We start from the raw sequence: 16,900 nt of genomic DNA, 5'->3' as shown, positions 1-16,900 counted from the left end.
GGCCGACGCGCAGCCAGCCGTCAGACAGTAGGCGGACCTGGGTAGCCGCAGTGCGCCCAAGACTCTGCACGGCTGTACCAGCTCATCATCACTAGCTGCAGCAGCGAGGCATGGCCCATCTTCAATAGGCCGATGGAGCTGTTCTGCCAGCGCTTGAGGAAGGCCTGCACATCGGCGGCCGAGGCGTTCTGCCAACTGCCCCACACGCCAGTCAGTGGCCCGCGAGTGATGGGCAGGGCGAGCACGTCGAACAATTGCACGGTCAGCTTGAGTAGCTCCGGGGACAGGTGGCTGAGGCTGTAATCGAGGTTTTCCAGTGTGGCGCTGATGGCCTGGGGCATCTGCGCTGGGGGCACCGCGCCAGCGAGCATGACGGGAATCAGTGCCTGCAGAAATGGCAGGTCGGACTCGCGAATCACCTTTAAACCGACTTTCGGCGTATCGGCCGAGCAACCGCTGAGGGTGGCTGTTAGTCCGGCAGTGCCGAGCAACGCAGAGCCGAGCAGGCCGACCTTGAGCAGCCTGCGGCGTGACAGGCTTGCTACTTCAAAAGTGGTGTTGTGCATTTATTGTTATCACCAAATCAGGCCATCCGCCCCGGTGTACCAGGGCGGGCGGAATTAACGAACGAACAGTTTGTAAACCAGCTTCTGCAGGGCTTTGCCGTAGGGCGGGTAGATCATTTTTGCGGCATTGAAACGCTGCTTGATAAACACGCCTTTGGCTTTGCTGAAGGTCAGGAAGCCTTCATGGCCGTGGTAGTGACCCATGCCCGATGGGCCGACGCCGCCGAACGGCATGTCGTCTTGGGCCACGTGCAGCAAGGTGTCGTTGATGCAAACGCCGCCGGAGTGGGTCTCGTGCAGTACGCGTTGCTGTTCGCTCTTGTCGTAGCCGAAGTAGTACAGCGCCAGCGGCCGGTCACGCTCGTTGATAAAGCTGAAGGCATCTTCCAATTTGTTGTACGGGATGATTGGCAGCAGCGGGCCGAAAATCTCGTCCTGCATCACCTTCATCTCATCCGTGACATTCAGCAGCACGGCATACGGCATGCGTCGACCCTGGGCTTCGGGGTACAGCGGGATGATGCTCGCGCCTTTATTTTCGGCGTCTTGCAGGTAGCTGTTGAGGCGCTGTTGTTGGCGCTCATTGATGATCGCGGTGTAGTCGGGGTTGTCCGTTAACGTTGGATAAAAGCCCTGCACGGCGTTGCGGTAGGCCTCGACAAAGCCATCTACACGGTCTTTCGGGACCAAAACATAGTCCGGCGCCACGCAGGTCTGGCCGGAATTCATGGTCTTGCCGAAGGCGATGCGTTCAGCCGCATCGGCCAGCGGTACGTCGGCGCTGACGATGGCCGGGGACTTGCCGCCAAGCTCCAGGGTTACCGGGGTGAGGTTGTCGGCGGCAGCACGCATCACGTGTTTGCCGATACTGGTCGCGCCGGTGAACAGCAGATGGTCAAACGGCAGCTTGGAGAAGGCCATGCCCACTTCGGCCTCGCCGAGCACCACGGTGACCAGGTCTTCGGGGAATATTTTAGCCAGTAGCTCCTTGACCAGCTGCGAGGTGGCCGGAGTCGACTCGCTCATCTTGATCATCACCCGGTTGCCGGCAGACAGCGCGCCAACGAGCGGGCCGATAGCGAGAAACAGTGGGTAGTTCCACGGCACAATCACCCCAACCACGCCCAGCGGCTGGTAGATAACCTTGGCAGCAGCGGGCATGAACTGCATGCCGACGCTGCGCCGTGAGGGCTTCATCCATTTCTTGATGCGTTTGGTCGCGTAATGGATGCCATGCAGGCTGGGCATCAGCTCGGCGAGCAGGGTTTCGTCGGCGCTACGGTTACTGAAGTCCTGGGAAATGGCGCTGATCAGTGCATCACGCTGGTCACTGAGCAGATCGCGCAGCGCGTTGAGCCACTGAATGCGCTGTTCGGCGGAGGGCATTGGGTTGGCTTTGAAGGCTTGGCGCTGACGGACAAAGCTGCTCTCTAGCTGGCTAAGCTGTTGTTGGCTGTTTTGCAGGCTTTTTTCAAGATAAGCGACGTCGGCGACCATGTGCTACTCCCAGGCATTTCAGCAGTGCAGCGCCGTCAGATGGCTTGAGGCGGCTGCAGATAAGGTGTGCTGAATTTCTAGAGCAATTGCTCTAATATGTCAAATAGCATGGCTTGGTCGGTCGGCGAGTGCAGCCCAACGAAAAGTTAGTACGTCTCGGCAAGCCGTGTTGCGGTAACACTTCGGGCGTTTCTGCGTGTACCTTTGCCGGGCTTTTGAGTTGAGAACGAGCCGCTATGTCAGCCCCACTGAAAACCCGTCAACGCATCATTCAGGAGAGCCTGGCGCTGTTTAACGCCCAGGGCGAGCGCAGTGTCACCACCAACCATATCGCCGCGCACCTGGGGATTTCACCGGGCAACCTGTATTACTACTTCCGCAATAAGCAGGCGATCATCGCCGAGTTGTTTGACCTCTACGAAAGCCAGGTGAGTACCTTTCTGCGCCGACCTGAAGACCGTGCGCTGACGGTGCAGGACAAAACCTTCTACCTGGAGGCGCTGCTCGCGGCGATGTGGCATTACCGCTTTCTGCACCGTGATCTGGAGCACTTGCTGGAAAGCGACGCCGAGCTGGCCGAGCGTTACCGGCTATTTGCTCAGCACTGTCTCGTTCAGGCGCAGGAGATTTATCAGGGCTTTGTCGAGGCGGACATCCTGCAGATGGATGCTGCGCAGATTGAGGCGCTGGCCCTCAACAGTTGGATCATCATGACCTCGTGGGTGCGCTTTCTTTGCACCACGCGCGGCAACCGCGGCGACCTTAGTGAAGAAATGCTGCGGCGCGGCATCTATCAGGTGCTGGCGCTGGAGGGGGGCTACATCAGCCCGCAAGCCCGTGAGGCTGTTGAGGCGTTGTACGCCAAACTGCATGTGCCGCTGGATCAGGTGATTTGATGGGGCGCTTTCTTGTAGGTGAGCAGTTCTTGTCACAACAGTCGCAGACAATTTACGTCCAATTGCAGTGAGTTTGGGTGTATGCGCGATATCAGGCTTTTACTGGTGTTGCTTGGCGGCCTCATTAGCACGACTGTCTGTGCTGATAGTGGGCTGCGAGTCTGCCAACATGAAACAGAGAAGTACGCCTACCGTGTCGAACTCAGCCAGCTGATTCTCGATCGTACTGCTGAGCGCTATGGTGCTCGTCAGATTCTACCCGGCGATGGCCCTGACCCATCGCAGGAGCGCTGCCTTGCTTTGCTCGCTAAGGGCTCAGTGGACTTGGCCTATGTGCCGCCAACAGGGGATCGCCAGCGCGACTTTCTGACACTACCGTTCGACCTGCACAACGGCATGCTCGGCTTCCGCGTGCTGTTGATCCATCGTGCAGATGCCGCGCGCTTTGCCAAGGTCAATAATCTCGATGATCTACGCCAACTGCTGGGCGGGTTTGGTCGCCAGTGGGGCGACTTCGCCTTGTTCGCGCGCAATCGTTTGCCAGTGGTAGGGGTTGTTAACCCGGATAACCTTTTACCGATGCTCGACAAGCGTCGTTTTGCTTATTACCACCGCGGACTGCATGAGGCCTGGAAGGAGCTTGCGGCACATGCCGAGCAATACCCGCAGTTGATGGTTGAGCCACATCTGGCACTGGTCTACGACATGCCGGTGTTCTTCACCTTTAATCGCGATGACCCGCAACTCCTGCAGCGGTTCGCTGAGGGGCTTGCGTTGATCCGTGCAGATGGCAGCTTCGGTGCGCTATTCCAGCGTCACTTTGGTCAATTGGCTGAGCGGGCGCAGTTGCAGCAGCGCACGATTATTCATCTTGATTACCCAGCATCCCCTGGCTTGCCGCCTCGCGACACCAGCCTCTGGTTGAGCCCTATAGAGGCGCCGGCTCAGGTGCAATGATGCGTCGGGTTTGGTTGGTCAGGTTTGGGCGCGCTCGGCCAGCCACTGTGGGATACGCCGTTCCAGGTAATAACCCGGCTTGCCCAGGCTACCTTCGACAAAACCGACATGGCCGCCGTGGGCGTGCAGTTCAAGCTCAATACTCGCTGACAGCTCACTGGCCTCCGGGAGGCTGTGCGGAAAGACAAAGGGGTCGTCGGCCGCCTGGATGATCAGTGTGGGCGTCTCGATCTGGCCGAGGAAATAGCGGCTAGAGGCGCGCCGGTAATAGTCCTCGGCATCGGCGTAGCCATGCAGCGGCGCGGTGATGCGTCCGTCGAAATCCCAGAAGGTGCGCATATTGTCCAGCGGGCCGAGTTTTTCCAGGATGGAAAGCCGATCGGCCATGCCCTGGTGAGCGAACAGGCGCTGCTTGTCCTTCACATAGGCGACCATCTCACGCATGAAATGGCTTTGGTAAACCTTTGAGAAGCCCATGCCGATGCGGTCGGCGCACTGGTCCAGACGAAACGGCACGGACACCGCTGCCGCACCCTGTAGCTGACTGTCCGTGCCCGTCTCACCGAGGTACTTGAGCAGCACATTGCCACCCAGCGAATAGCCCACCGCATACAGCGGCGCCATGGGTCGTTGGGCGCGCAGGTGGCGCACGGTTTCCGCCAGGTCCTCACTGGCCCCGGAGTGATAACCACGGGCCAACAGGTTCGGTTCACCGGAGCAGCCACGCCAGTTCAGCGCCACGCTGGCCCAGCCCTGGGCTGCCAGTGTCTGCTGCAAACCCAGCACATACAGCGAGTTGGATGAGCCGGTCAGGCCATGCAGCACCAGCACCAGTGGCGTATCGGCTTGATGCGGGCCGTGCCAGTCGAGATCGAGAAAGTCACCATCCTCCAGCCACAGCCGCTCGCGTACGCGCGCCAGCTTCGCCGGCTGGCGACACATTGGGTTCCACAACGTTTGCAGGTGCGGGCCGGGCAGCCACCAGGCGGGCTTGAAGGATGAGCTCATGGGTGGGTTATCAGTTCCGTAGGTTGGATTAGCGAAGCGTAATCCGACAGGGAGCGCGTAGCACTCCGCTCGGCGATGGTTCGGCATTGTACTTGTGGCTGAAGTGGGCTGATCCCGCGACACCCGGATTACGCCTGCGGCTAATCCGGGCTACAGGCTAGTCCGCCGCGCTGCGCCGCCACAATGCGTAGTAGACCTGGCCGGCTTTCTGCTCGCGGTGCAAGCGCCAGTTGCCGGGCATGCCGAGGCAGGACGGGGCGTTTTCGCTCTCGGTGTAGACCCATGCATCGGCCGCTAACCAGCCGTTCTGCTCCAGCAGAGTGCAGGCCGGCAGCAGCAGGTTTTGGTTGAAGGGCGGGTCGAGAAATACCAGGTCAAACGGTATCGCCGCCGAGTTTTGCAGGTAGAGCAGGGCGTCTATCTGCTGCAGTTGGCCGTTGTCGCAGTTCAGCGTTTGCAAGTGCCCGCGCAGGCTAGCGATGGCGGCTGGATTGAGGTCCAGTGCCAGGGCGCTGCCGGCACCGCGCGACAGGGCTTCGAGAAACAGCGCGCCGCTACCGGCGAACAGGTCGAGCACTTTGGCGCCTTCGACGTAGGGCGCCAGCCAGTTGAACAGGGTTTCCCGCACGCGGTTTGGCGTTGGGCGTAAGCCCGCCGCCATGGGGAAGTTGAACTGGCGTGAGCGCCATTGCCCGGCAATGATCCGCAGCTGGCCGTCGCCGCCATGGGCGGGCGCCGCTTTAGCGGGTTTGAGTCGCTTGCTCATCAATGCTCCGGAATGGCAGTAGGTTGTTCGACGGGCCGGTCGGTGGGCGGCGGCAGCTCTTTCTGCGCGACCGTTGGGCCGGCGGTGACAATCACCAGGTCGTTGGGGTTGAGGTGTTTGGCCATGGCGGCTTTGACCTGCTCAACACTCAGCGCCTGCACGTCACGCATAAAGTCTTCCAGGTAGCTCAGCGGCAGGTCATAAAAACCCATGGAGCCGAGCTGGCCGACAATCGCTGCGTTGCTCGCGGTCGACAGCGGGAAGCTACCGGCCAGTTCGCGCTTGGCGTTGTTCAGCTCGTCGGCGGTTGGGCCGTTTTTGATGAAGTCGGCAAGCATGCTTTTGACCAGCTGCAGGGTGCCGTCGCTCAGTTCTGCGCGGGTTTGCAGGTTGATCATAAAGGGGCCGCGTGCCTGCATGGCGCTGAAGCCGGAGTAAACGCCGTAGGTCAGGCCGCGTTTCTCGCGTACTTCAGTCATTAGGCGAGTGCCGAAACCACCGCCGCCGAATACTTGGTTGCCCAGGTAAAGCGCGGCGTAGTCCGGGTCGCGGCGGTCGATGCCGAGCTCAGCGATCATCAGGTGAGTTTGCTTAGACGGGAACTCGATGTGCTGCAGGCCAGGCTTGGGTTCTTCCGGCTGGGCGATGCGCGGCAGGGCCGGGCCTTTTGGCAGCGCGGCGGACACCTCGTTGGCGAGGGTTTCAGCGTCGCTGCGTGAGAGGTCGCCGACCAGCGCGATGATCGCGTTTTTCGCGGTGTAGGCCTTGGCGTGGAAGGCTTGCAGCTGTTCACGGCTAATGCCAGGGATCGACTCGGCGGTGCCGTCGCTGGGGTGCGCGTAAGGGTGCGTGCCGTACAGGCGCTCGAACAGCGCCAGGCTGGCCAGCTTGCCGGGGTTCTGCTTCTGGTATTCGAAACCGGCGAGCAGTTGGTTCTTGATCCGCGCCAGCGAGTCTTCGGGGAAGGTGGGTTGGCCAAGCACTTGGTTGAACAGTTTTATGGCCGGCTCGCGCTGCTCTGGGGCGCTGAGGCTGCGCAGGCTGGCGATGGCCATGTCGCGGTAAGCGCCGTTGCCAAAGTTGGCCCCGAGGTTTTCGAAGCCTGCGGCAATCGCGCCGACATCCTTGCCCGGTACGCCTTCGTTGAGCATGGCGTTAGTCAGCATGGCCACGCCGGCGACGCCGTCGTCATGGCTGCTGCCGGCGGCAAAGGTCAGTTGCAGGTCGAACATTGGCAGCTCGCGGGCTTCGACGAACAACACCTTGGCGCCTTCAGCGGTTTGCCAGGTTTGGATATTCAGCTTGCGCCGGCTGGGCGGCTGGTCGCCCAAGGCAGCGAGAGACTCGATAGTGTTCGACTCGGCCAGCGGCGTTGCCGCCGGTGTCGGAGTTGGCTCGGTGCTGCTAGGCGTGCGGTTGATCACCAGGGCCAGCAACGCCAGCAGTATTAATAGCGCCAAGCCGAGCAGGCCGTAGCGCAGACCATTGCGCTCACTCATTGCGCTTCTCCTCAGGCAGAACATAAGCGACGCTCAGGCGGTCGCGGGTAAAGAAGGTTTTCGCGACTTGTTGAATGTCGGCCGGGGTGACGGCTTCCAGCTCACTCAGTTCCTTGTCGATCAGTTGCCACGACAGTCCCACGCTTTCCAGCTGGCCGATGGCCGTGGCCTGGCTGCTGATTGAATCGCGCTCGTAGACCAGCCCGGCAATCACTTGGGCGCGTACACGGGCTAACTCCTCGGCGCTTGGTGGGTTGTTCTGCAGGTCTTGCAGTTCACGCCACAGGCCCGCTTCCGTTTGCTCCAGGGTTTTGCCGGTTTGCACATTGGGGGTGGCCGAGAGAATGAACAGGCTGTCGCCACGGGAGAAACCGTCGTACCAGGCGGATGCGCCGGACACCAGTTCTTCACCGCGTTCCAGACGTGTTGGCAGGCGTGCGCTGTAGCCGCCGTCGAGCAGGGCGGCAACCAGGCGCAGGGCGTGCACTTGGCGCGGCTGTTCGGCAGTGGCCAGGCCTGGCACGTTAAAGCCCATCATCAGGCTCGGCAGTTGGGTTTTCAGGTGCAGAGTGATGCGTCGCTCGCCGGGCGTGGCCAGTTCAAGTGGAGCCTTGGCGGTGGGCACGCTGCGCTTGGGGATTGGGCCGAAATAGCGCTCGGCGAGGGTTTTCACCTCGGCCACACTGACGTCACCGACTACCACCAGGGTGGCGTTGTTCGGTGCATACCAGGCTTCGTACCAGGCGCGTAGCTCCTCGACGGTCATGCGATCGAGGTCGGCCATCCAGCCAATGGTTGGCGTGTGGTAGCCGCTGGCTGGGTAAGCCATGGCTTTGAAGCGCTCGTAAGCCAGGCTCGACGGTTTGTCGTCGGTGCGCAGGCGGCGTTCTTCCTTGATCACCTCAATCTCTTTGGCGAACTCATCGGGCGGCAGTGCCAGGCTGGCCAGGCGGTCGGCCTCCAGCTCAAGGGCCACGGCCAGGCGGTCGCGGGCGATCACCTGGTAGTAGGCGGTGTAATCGTCGCTGGTAAAGGCGTTCTCCTCCGCACCCAGATCACGCAGCACGCGCGATGCTTCGCCAGGGCCAAGCTTGCGGCTGCCTTTGAACATCATGTGTTCGAGGGCGTGGGAGAGTCCGGTCTTGCCGGGCGTTTCATAGCTGGAGCCGACTTTGTACCAGATCTGCGAGACCACCACGGGGGCGCGGTGATCCTCGCGGACGATGACCTTGAGGCCATTGTCCAGGCTGAACTCGTGAGTCGGTTGGGTTTCTGCGGCAAGGGCTAGCAGCGGGGTACAGAGCACACCGAACAGCAGGGCTGTGGTGCGTTTGGCAATCATATGCATGAATTCTCGACCTGTCGGACGGGCCCGCTTGGTCTTAGCGTCGGCGGGCGCGGAGGTGCTAGGATACGCATCCGTTTTACTGGCGACCACGCCTGCGAAGGCATCTGATGGTTACTGCGTGCACTCTTCAGCTTTTAAAGTTGCGTGAGTAATGCTTTCAGAGCCTTTTGCCTGGCGCGTCGCTCCTTTGAGATAGCCGTCCTCCATGTTTGGTTCCAACGACGACAAGAAGAACCCCGCACCCTCTGCGCCGGCCTCTGCCGAGAAACCTGCAGAGAAGAAAGACCTGTTTGGCTGGCTGCGTAAAAAGCCACAAACACCGGTTAATCCTGAGCCGCAACCGGCCGCCGTTAGCGAGCAGCTTGCGCCAGCGCCCGCGGCAGAAGTTGCCGCACCTGCGCCCGTTGAGCCGCTCAGCGAAACCGTCGGGGCTGATGCTAAGTCGCTCGATACGCCGGCGCTTGAGCCTGTGCCCGTTTCTGTTGAGGCCGCAGCACCCGCTGTATCGACACCGGCTGAAGCGAGCGAGCCGCCACGTCCGTCGCGGTTTCGGATCAATGCGGGCAGTGAAGTGCTGCATAGCCATGTTGAACCCGCCGTGGTGGTTGAGCCCGTCATTGAGCCTGTTGTTGCGCCGGTGCCCGTGGTTGAACCGGTCAAGGCTGTTGCGTCCGCCAAGAGCAGCGAGGAAACCCGCACTGGCTTTTTTGAGCGGCTCAAGCAGGGTTTGTCGAAAACCAGCGTCAGCCTCGGCGAGGGCATGGCCAGTCTGTTTCTCGGCAAGAAAGCCATCGACGATGACCTGCTCGAAGACCTGGAAACCCGCCTGCTGATCGCTGACGTTGGCGTCGAGGCCACCACTGCGATCATTGGCAGCCTGACCAAACGTGTGGCACGCAAAGAACTGGCCGACAGTGGCGCACTGTACAAAGCCCTGCAGGAAGAGCTGAGCCTATTACTCAAGCCGGTTGAGCAGCCGCTAAAAATCGATAGCAGCAAGCAGCCCTATGTGATTTTGGTGGTTGGCGTAAACGGCGCGGGCAAGACCACCACCATCGGCAAGCTGGCGAAAAAGCTTCAGCAGGATGGCAAAAAGGTCATGCTGGCTGCCGGTGACACCTTCCGCGCGGCGGCTGTCGAGCAGTTGCAGGTGTGGGGCGAGCGCAACCAGATTTCGGTGATCGCCCAGCACACCGGTGCCGATTCTGCTTCGGTGATCTTCGATGCGGTGCAGGCCGCCAAGTCGCGCGGCATGGACGTATTGATCGCCGACACCGCCGGCCGACTGCACACCAAAGACAACCTGATGGAAGAGCTGAAGAAGGTTCGCCGGGTGATTGGCAAGCTGGATGACAGCGCCCCCCACGAAGTGCTGCTGGTACTGGATGCCGGCACCGGGCAGAACGCGATCAGCCAGGCCAAGCAGTTTAATCAGACGGTGAACCTCACCGGCCTGGTTCTGACTAAGCTGGACGGCACGGCCAAAGGCGGGGTGATTTTTGCCCTGGCCAAGCAGTTCGCCCTGCCGATCCGCTATATCGGTGTCGGCGAGGGTATCGACGATTTGCGGACCTTTGAGGCCGAAGCGTTCGTTCAGGCCCTGTTCGCGGAGAAGTAGGATGATCAAATTCGAGCAGGTCGGTAAGCGCTACGCCAACGGCCACATTGGGCTGCACGAGCTGAGCTTCCATGTGCGCCGAGGCGAATTTCTCTTCGTTACCGGCCACTCTGGCGCTGGCAAGAGCACCCTGTTACGCCTGTTGCTGGCGATGGAGCGGCCAAGCAGCGGCAAGCTTTTGTTAGCCGGGCAGGACTTGTCGCACATCACCAATGCACAGATTCCCTTCCTGCGTCGGCAGATCGGCGTGGTGTTCCAGAACCACCAACTGCTGTTTGATCGCAGCGTGTTCGACAACGTGGCGCTGCCGCTGCAGATCCTTGGCCTGTCCAAGGACGAGATCGGCAGCCGTGTGCGCACCGCGTTGGAGCGGGTATCGCTGGCCGACAAGGCTGAGCAGTACCCTGGCGACCTGTCCACCGGTCAGCAGCAGCGCGTCGGTATTGCTCGTGCCGTGGTCCATCGCCCAGCCTTGCTGCTGGCGGACGAGCCCACCGGTAACCTCGATCCGCGTTTGGCGGCCGAGATCATGGGGGTGTTTGAAGACATCAACCGCTTGGGCACCACCGTGCTGATCGCCAGTCACGATTTGGCGCTGATTGCGCGCATGCGCCATCGCATGTTGACCCTGCAGCGCGGCCGCTTGATTGGCGACGGGGAGGCCGCATGAGCGCAACCCGTATGCCGCCACCGCAACCGGCGCAGCGCGTCGGTGCCGCGCCGAAGAAAACCGAATCGCCGACGCCAGATGATGACGGCCCGAGCTTTTCTCATCAGTTCCACGCTTGGCTGGAAAACCACCGTGCCAGCCTGGTCGATAGCTTGCGGCGTTTGGCTAAACAGCCGATTGGCAGCTTCTTTACCTGTCTGGTAATGGCCGTGGCCCTGAGTCTGCCGATGGGCCTGTCGCTGTTGCTGAATAACGTCGAGCGGTTGGGTGTGTCTTGGCAGCGTGCCGCACAGATTTCGCTGTACTTGCAGATCGACGCCACTGAGGCGCAAGGCCAGGCGCTGCGCGAGCAGATAGCCGGCATGGATGATGTGGCCGAGGCCGAATGGATCAGCCGAGAGCAGGCGCTGAGCGAGTTCCAGCAACAGTCGGGCCTCGGTGAGGCGCTCAAAGAACTGCCTGATAATCCATTGCCCGGCGTGATTGTGGTGACGCCGCAAGAAGTCGACAAGGTTGCCCTGGAAGCCTTGCGTTTGCGTCTGGCCGAGTTGCCGCGCGTGCAACAAGCGCAGCTTGATTTGCTCTGGGTCGAGCGCCTGAGCGCCATGCTCAAGCTCGGCGAGCGCTTCGTCTTTGGTCTGACCCTGCTATTGGTCATGGCCTTGCTGCTGGTGATCGGCAATACCATCCGCTTGCACATCGAAAACCGTCGTACCGAGATCGAAGTTATCAAGCTGGTTGGCGGCACTGATAGCTATGTTCGTCGCCCCTTCCTCTATATGGGTGCACTGTACGGTGTTGGCGCAGGTGTATTCTCCTGGCTGCTGTTGGCCTTCGGCCTGGATTGGCTAAACGATGCAGTGGTGCGCCTGGCCGGGTTGTATGGCAGCGACTTCGCTTTGGATGGTGTGCCGATGGCCGATGGTCTGTCGCTACTGCTCGGCGCGGTGTTGTTGGGCTATATTGGCGCCTGGCTGGCTGTCGCAAGGCACTTGAGTGAGCTAGCGCCAAGGTAGTAAGTTATTGTTTTTTTTGATATTGACTATGTGTAAGGGAACTTGTAGCTACATACAAAGTCCCATTGAGCAGTGCTAGACTGCTGCACGATTTCGTAAGTCGGAGGATTCAAATGTCCACTTCTTTGCAACCTGTTCATGCTCTGGTTCCGGGTGCCAACCTAGAAGCATACGTGCATGCGGTAAACGGCATCCCGCTGTTGACCCCCGAGCAGGAGCGCGAGCTGGCGGAAAGTCTCTTCTATAAACAAGACCTTGAAGCAGCCCGGCAAATGGTCCTGGCGCACCTGCGTTTTGTTGTGCATATCGCCCGTAGCTACTCCGGTTATGGCCTGGCTCAGGCAGACCTGATCCAGGAAGGTAACGTCGGCCTGATGAAAGCGGTTAAGCGCTTTAATCCGGAGATGGGCGTGCGCCTAGTGTCGTTCGCCGTGCATTGGATTCGTGCAGAAATTCACGAGTTCATCCTGCGTAACTGGCGCATCGTCAAAGTCGCCACCACCAAGGCGCAGCGCAAACTGTTCTTCAACCTGCGTAGCCAGAAGAAGCGCCTGGCCTGGCTGAATAACGAAGAAGTGCATGCCGTGGCGGAAAGCCTGGGTGTTGAGCCGCGTGAAGTGCGTGAGATGGAAAGTCGTCTGACTGGCCATGACATGGCCTTTGATCCGGCCGCCGAGGCTGACGACGAAAGCGCCTTCCAGTCGCCTGCGCATTACCTGGAAGACCATCGCTACGACCCTGCGCGCCAGCTGGAAGATTCCGATTGGAGCGACAATTCCAATACCAATCTGCACGAAGCGCTGGAAGGCCTGGACGAACGTAGTCGCGATATCCTTTACCAGCGTTGGCTGGCCGAGGAGAAAGCCACGCTGCATGATCTGGCTGCCAAGTACAACGTGTCAGCCGAGCGCATCCGGCAGTTGGAGAAAAACGCGATGAACAAGCTCAAGGGCTCGATCGCCGCGTAAGCCGCGCCACTAAAATAGCCGCACTCAGGTGCGGCTTTTTTATGGCCTACTATCCCTGGCGGCCACCCTTCGGGCCGTTGCTGCGCGACGTTAAAATCGCTCCCGGCGATTTTTCTGGCCAAGGAAAACCCTGATGAAATTACCGCCCATACGCCTGCAGCACTGGTTGATCTTTGCTGTGGTTGCCGCCCTGTTCTTTGCTTGGGGCGCGTGGCTGATGCGCCCGCAGCCGGCCGCGCAGCCGATACCTTGGCTGGCGCAATGGCAGGGTGAGGTGCTCACGCCTCTGGCTGATGACCGATTAAACCTGGGGCAGTTGCGCGACACTGTGGCGGGCGAGTTGTGGCTGCAACCCAGTCTGGATGGCGCGCGCCTGCTGTATCGCGGTGAGTTGCAAGATGGCGACGAGACCTGGGCCGTGGAGGCTGAGATCGGCCTCGATAAAGCCGAGCGGGAGAGTTTGCTGGCTGCCGCTGGGCTAAAGCCAACCGACAAGGAGCAGCCATTGGCTAGTCAACTGCTGGAGCCATTGGCTAATCACCCGATTATTGCCTTGACCTTGCTGCCGCCGGCTCCGCTGGATGCTGCGCGTTTGGCGGCTAGCCTCGGCCAGCCGCGCCTGACTCTAGAGTTGGCGCAAGGTCAGGCCTGGGTTTATCCCGAGTTGGGCATGACCGCGCATTTGCAGGATGACGCGCTGTACTTTCTCTATGCGGTGCCGCGGCATCTGCTTCAACAGCGCTAGCTAGAGGCCGCTGGGTAGCCATTCACGTAGCCACTCGGGGCGGTTAGGTTGCAGGCGGTTGAGGTAATTGCTGCCGCCCAGTTGCCACATCTGCTGGCGAATCCAGCTGGCGCGGCGGCTGATGCGTGCGCTGGGGCGGCTGGCGCTCCATTCGCGTGGGTTGGGCAGTACGGCAGCCAGTAGGCTGCTCTGCTGGCGTGACAGATAGGGCGCGCCGACCTTGAAATGATGCCGCGCCGCCGCTTCTGCGCCGAACACGCCATCGCCCCACTCGACGCTATTGAGGTACACCTCAAGAATCCGCTGCTTCGACCAGAGTAGTTCGATCAGGCCGGTAAACCACACCTCGATACCCTTGCGCAGCCAGCTGCGGCCCGACCAGAGAAACAGGTTCTTCGCCACTTGCTGGCTGAGGGTGCTGGCCCCGCGAATAGAGCCGCCTTGCTGGTTATGTTCCAGAGCCGCCTGGATCGCGGCAACATCGAAGCCCCAGTGCTCGGCGAACTTCTGATCTTCGCCGGCAATGACGGCCATCTTCAGGTCGTCTGGCAGCTCACTCCAGGGTCGCCAGGTGCGCTGTAAATCGATGGGTTTGTTATCGATCCAGGACTCAACCTTTCGCTCGACCATCAGCGCGGTGCCGGGTGGTGGTATCCAGCGCAACAGCAGCACCAGCAATGCCGAGCCGAGCATCAGCCAGAGCAGGAGTTTGAACAGTCGGCGAGAGAGGGAGCGAAACATACGCGCTTGGCCAGGATGAATTTGCCGGCCATTATAGCCAGCCCTTTGTTTATAGCTGGAGTGATGCATGGCTCGTCTGTGGTTATTGCTATCTGCCTGTGCTGGTTTTACCGGTGTTGCACTGGGCGCTTTTGCCGCCCATGGCTTGAAAGACCAGCTAACGCCGGCCTACCTCTCGGTATTTCAGACCGGCACGCACTATCAGTTGGTGCACGCGTTGGCGTTGTTCGGTGTTGGGCTGCTGGCCATGCTGCGGCCGTCGCGCTTGGCCAATTGTGCCGGCGCGCTGTTTGCGTTGGGTATTGTGCTGTTTTCCGGCAGCCTGTATGCGTTGACCTTGAGTGGCGTGAGTGCGTTGGGGGTCGTCACGCCGTTCGGTGGGCTGGCGTTTCTCGCCGGCTGGTTGTACCTAGGTGTGGCAGCCTGGAAGCTGACCCCGCGCGTTAGCACCTGATCCGCAGGTCAGAAGGGCAGGTGTGCGGCAGCCTTTCGCCTTGGTCAACGCCCATGATCAGGCTAGAATGCCGGCCCTTTTCCACGTTATGACCGACTCGGTATGCATATTCAGTTAAACGGTGAAACATTCGAATTGGCCGATGGCGAAACCGTCGCCGGGCTTATCGACCGTTTGGATCTGGCCGGCCGCCGCGTGGCGGTAGAGCTCAATCTGGATATCGTGCCGCGCAGCCAGCACGCCACGACTGCCTTGCGCGAAGGTGATCAGGTGGAAGTGGTACATGCCATTGGTGGCGGTTGAGAAACTACCTACGTTGCCCTTCTTTAGAAAAGACAGCAGGCGTTAAAAACAGGTTCAGCAAGCCGTTTACGGCTAACGCGCTTTAGCGCGGCCCGGAGGGCGAGTGGAACGAGTAATGCTCATTTACACCAGTAAACTCCGCTTTTTCGCCTGTTTTTGCCTTGTCTCGGCGGCCTCGGCTACGTTTCTCCGCGACTGGCCGTTTGCCTGACTGTCCGCCCACTTTACGAGGATTACCCATGAGCCACGCTCCCAGCGACAAGCCCTTCACTCTGGCTGGCCGTACCTACCAATCGCGTCTGCTGGTAGGCACGGGTAAGTACAAGGATCTTGAAGAAACCCGTCTGGCCATCGAGGCCTCGGGTGCCGAGATCGTCACCGTGGCAGTGCGCCGTACCAATATTGGGCAGAACCCTGGCGAGCCGAACCTGCTGGATGTAATCAGCCCCGAGCGCTACACCATCCTGCCGAATACCGCAGGTTGTTACGACGCGGTGGAAGCAGTGCGCACCTGTCGCCTGGCCCGTGAGCTGCTCGACGGTCATAAGCTGGTCAAGCTGGAAGTGCTGGCTGATCAGAAGACCCTGTTTCCCAATGTGATCGAAACCCTCAAGGCCGCCGAAGTGCTGGTCAAGGACGGCTTCGACGTCATGGTGTACACCAGCGATGACCCGATCATTGCCCGCGAACTGTCGGCCATGGGTTGTATCGCCGTGATGCCGCTGGCCGGTCTGATCGGCACAGGCCTGGGTATTTGCAACCCCTACAACCTGCGCATCATCCTCGAAGAAGCCACCGTGCCCGTGCTGGTCGACGCTGGGGTCGGCACTGCGTCCGATGCCACCATCGCCATGGAGCTGGGCTGCGAGGCCGTGCTGATGAACAGCGCGATTGCCCATGCGCAAAACCCGATCCTGATGGGCGAGGCGATGAAGCACGCGATTATCGCTGGGCGCATGGCCTATCTGGCCGGGCGCATGCCGAAAAAACTCTATGCCAGCGCCTCGTCGCCGCTGGATGGTCTGATTAAGTAAGAGCACAGCATGACTGAATTGCAGCAACAGCCCGAGCCGGCTGAAGACACCTCCAAGCACCGTGCGATCAAGAGCTTTGTGATGCGCGCCGGGCGCATGACTGAAGGCCAGCAACGTGGCCTTGATCAGGGCTGGCCGAAGTTTGGCTTGCAGCTTGCGGATGGCCTGCAGGATTTCGATCAGGTATTTGGCCGTAGTGCGCCGCGCACCTTTGAAATTGGCTTCGGCATGGGCCATTCGACTCTGGAAATGGCGGCCGCCTCGCCAGAACAGGACTTTATTGGCGTTGAAGTGCACCGGCCGGGCGTCGGTGCGCTGCTTAATGGCTTGATGACCCACAACCTGCAGAACATGCGCGTATACAGCTGCGATGCCCTGGAAGTGCTGCGTGACTGTGTGGCGGATGCCAGCCTGGATCGCGTGCTGCTGTTCTTCCCAGACCCGTGGCACAAGGCCAAACATAATAAGCGGCGCATCGTACAGCCGGCGTTTGCCGAGCTGGTGCGGCAAAAGCTCAAGGTCGGTGGTGTGTTGCACATGGCCACCGATTGGCAGCCTTATGCCGAGTACATGCTGGAAGTCATGAATGTAGCGCCCGGTTATCAGAATCAGGCTGAAGATGGCCAGTATGTACCGCGCCCAACTGAGCGTCCGACGACCAAGTTTGAGCGCCGCGGCGAGCGTCTGGGGCATGGCGTCTGGGACTTGAAGTTTCAGCGCATCAGCTGATTACCCCGCGAAAAGGTAACCACGCAGCAAGAGCATAACCACAAGGATGATTACACCAGATCGGAATAATCCGACGCCCGCCAGG

18 protein-coding genes are annotated in these 16,900 nt (G+C 60.4%); 11 read left to right on the top strand and 7 right to left on the bottom strand.

The window, feature by feature from the left end; translation table 11 throughout:
* Window positions 1-20: 20 nt before the first annotated feature.
* Both VCA57_RS06885 and VCA57_RS06880 read right to left on the bottom strand, forming a co-directional pair.
* Window positions 21-566, bottom strand: a complete 546-nt coding sequence (locus VCA57_RS06885) for a twin-arginine translocation pathway signal protein (RefSeq protein ID WP_411184228.1) — start codon at window positions 564-566, stop codon at window positions 21-23.
* Between the two features lie 54 nt (window positions 567-620).
* Entirely contained in the window at window positions 621-2,063 is a 1,443-nt protein-coding gene (locus VCA57_RS06880) for a coniferyl aldehyde dehydrogenase (protein ID WP_411184227.1), read from the bottom strand.
* Between the two features lie 236 nt (window positions 2,064-2,299).
* On the opposite strand from VCA57_RS06880, the gene VCA57_RS06875 reads away from it, so the two are divergent.
* Window positions 2,300-2,959 (top strand): TetR/AcrR family transcriptional regulator, encoded by a 660-nt coding sequence (locus tag VCA57_RS06875; RefSeq protein WP_411184226.1) that lies wholly within the window; start codon window positions 2,300-2,302, stop codon window positions 2,957-2,959.
* An 81-nt stretch (window positions 2,960-3,040) separates the two neighbouring features.
* Window positions 3,041-3,916 carry a hypothetical protein gene (locus VCA57_RS06870; RefSeq protein WP_411184225.1) on the top strand — a complete coding sequence of 292 codons (876 nt, stop codon included), beginning with the start codon at window positions 3,041-3,043 and terminating at the stop codon, window positions 3,914-3,916.
* 18 nt (window positions 3,917-3,934) lie between these two features.
* On the opposite strand, the gene VCA57_RS06865 is transcribed toward VCA57_RS06870, so the two are convergent.
* From VCA57_RS06865 to VCA57_RS06850, 4 genes are all read right to left on the bottom strand, one after another.
* A complete protein-coding gene (locus VCA57_RS06865; protein WP_411184224.1) occupies window positions 3,935-4,924 on the bottom strand; it encodes a hydrolase in 990 nt (329 codons plus the stop codon).
* A gap of 157 nt (window positions 4,925-5,081) precedes the next feature.
* Window positions 5,082-5,690 carry a 16S rRNA (guanine(966)-N(2))-methyltransferase RsmD gene (rsmD, locus tag VCA57_RS06860; RefSeq protein WP_411184223.1) on the bottom strand — a complete coding sequence of 203 codons (609 nt, stop codon included), beginning with the start codon at window positions 5,688-5,690 and terminating at the stop codon, window positions 5,082-5,084.
* Window positions 5,690-7,189, bottom strand: a complete 1,500-nt coding sequence (locus tag VCA57_RS06855; RefSeq protein WP_411184222.1) for a M16 family metallopeptidase — start codon at window positions 7,187-7,189, stop codon at window positions 5,690-5,692. Before VCA57_RS06855 ends, rsmD begins: the two co-directional genes overlap by 1 nt.
* A complete protein-coding gene (locus VCA57_RS06850; RefSeq protein ID WP_411184221.1) occupies window positions 7,182-8,537 on the bottom strand; it encodes a M16 family metallopeptidase in 1,356 nt (451 codons plus the stop codon). The genes VCA57_RS06855 and VCA57_RS06850 overlap by 8 nt, the downstream gene beginning before the upstream one ends.
* Window positions 8,538-8,742: 205 nt before the next feature.
* Here VCA57_RS06850 and ftsY point away from each other — a divergent pair, with 205 nt between their 5' ends.
* The 5 genes from ftsY (at window position 8,743) to VCA57_RS06825 (ending at window position 13,554) form a co-directional block, all read left to right on the top strand.
* Window positions 8,743-10,155 (top strand): signal recognition particle-docking protein FtsY, encoded by a 1,413-nt coding sequence (ftsY, locus tag VCA57_RS06845; protein ID WP_411184220.1) that lies wholly within the window; start codon window positions 8,743-8,745, stop codon window positions 10,153-10,155.
* 1 nt (window position 10,156) lies between these two features.
* Window positions 10,157-10,825, top strand: a complete 669-nt coding sequence (gene ftsE, locus VCA57_RS06840; RefSeq protein ID WP_411184219.1) for a cell division ATP-binding protein FtsE — start codon at window positions 10,157-10,159, stop codon at window positions 10,823-10,825.
* Entirely contained in the window at window positions 10,822-11,841 is a 1,020-nt protein-coding gene (gene ftsX, locus VCA57_RS06835; protein ID WP_411184218.1) for a permease-like cell division protein FtsX, read from the top strand. Before ftsE ends, ftsX begins: the two co-directional genes overlap by 4 nt.
* A gap of 113 nt (window positions 11,842-11,954) precedes the next feature.
* Entirely contained in the window at window positions 11,955-12,809 is an 855-nt protein-coding gene (gene rpoH, locus VCA57_RS06830; protein ID WP_411184217.1) for an RNA polymerase sigma factor RpoH, read from the top strand.
* Between the two features lie 133 nt (window positions 12,810-12,942).
* Window positions 12,943-13,554, top strand: a complete 612-nt coding sequence (locus tag VCA57_RS06825; RefSeq protein WP_411184216.1) for a hypothetical protein — start codon at window positions 12,943-12,945, stop codon at window positions 13,552-13,554.
* Here the strand turns inward: VCA57_RS06825 and mtgA are convergent, their stop codons facing one another.
* Complete coding sequence (gene mtgA / locus VCA57_RS06820; protein WP_411184215.1) at window positions 13,555-14,295, bottom strand: monofunctional biosynthetic peptidoglycan transglycosylase; 741 nt, start codon at window positions 14,293-14,295, stop codon at window positions 13,555-13,557.
* A gap of 67 nt (window positions 14,296-14,362) precedes the next feature.
* Here mtgA and VCA57_RS06815 point away from each other — a divergent pair, with 67 nt between their 5' ends.
* From VCA57_RS06815 to trmB, 4 genes are all read left to right on the top strand, one after another.
* The gene (locus VCA57_RS06815) at window positions 14,363-14,749 is read left to right on the top strand and encodes a DUF423 domain-containing protein (RefSeq protein WP_411184214.1); all 387 of its coding nucleotides are present in this window, start codon (window positions 14,363-14,365) and stop codon (window positions 14,747-14,749) included.
* A gap of 102 nt (window positions 14,750-14,851) precedes the next feature.
* The gene (gene thiS, locus VCA57_RS06810) at window positions 14,852-15,052 is read left to right on the top strand and encodes a sulfur carrier protein ThiS (RefSeq protein WP_411184213.1); all 201 of its coding nucleotides are present in this window, start codon (window positions 14,852-14,854) and stop codon (window positions 15,050-15,052) included.
* 239 nt (window positions 15,053-15,291) lie between these two features.
* A complete protein-coding gene (locus VCA57_RS06805) occupies window positions 15,292-16,086 on the top strand; it encodes a thiazole synthase (RefSeq protein ID WP_411184212.1) in 795 nt (264 codons plus the stop codon).
* 9 nt (window positions 16,087-16,095) lie between these two features.
* A complete protein-coding gene (gene trmB / locus VCA57_RS06800; RefSeq protein WP_411184211.1) occupies window positions 16,096-16,815 on the top strand; it encodes a tRNA (guanosine(46)-N7)-methyltransferase TrmB in 720 nt (239 codons plus the stop codon).
* Window positions 16,816-16,900: the final 85 nt, after the last annotated feature.

The organism is Pseudomonas sp. (genome assembly GCF_046581935.1).
GTDB lineage: Bacteria > Pseudomonadota > Gammaproteobacteria > Pseudomonadales > Pseudomonadaceae > Aquipseudomonas.
The sequence above is the reverse complement of the archived record's forward strand: the minus strand, read 5'-3'. Positions and strand labels throughout refer to the sequence as shown.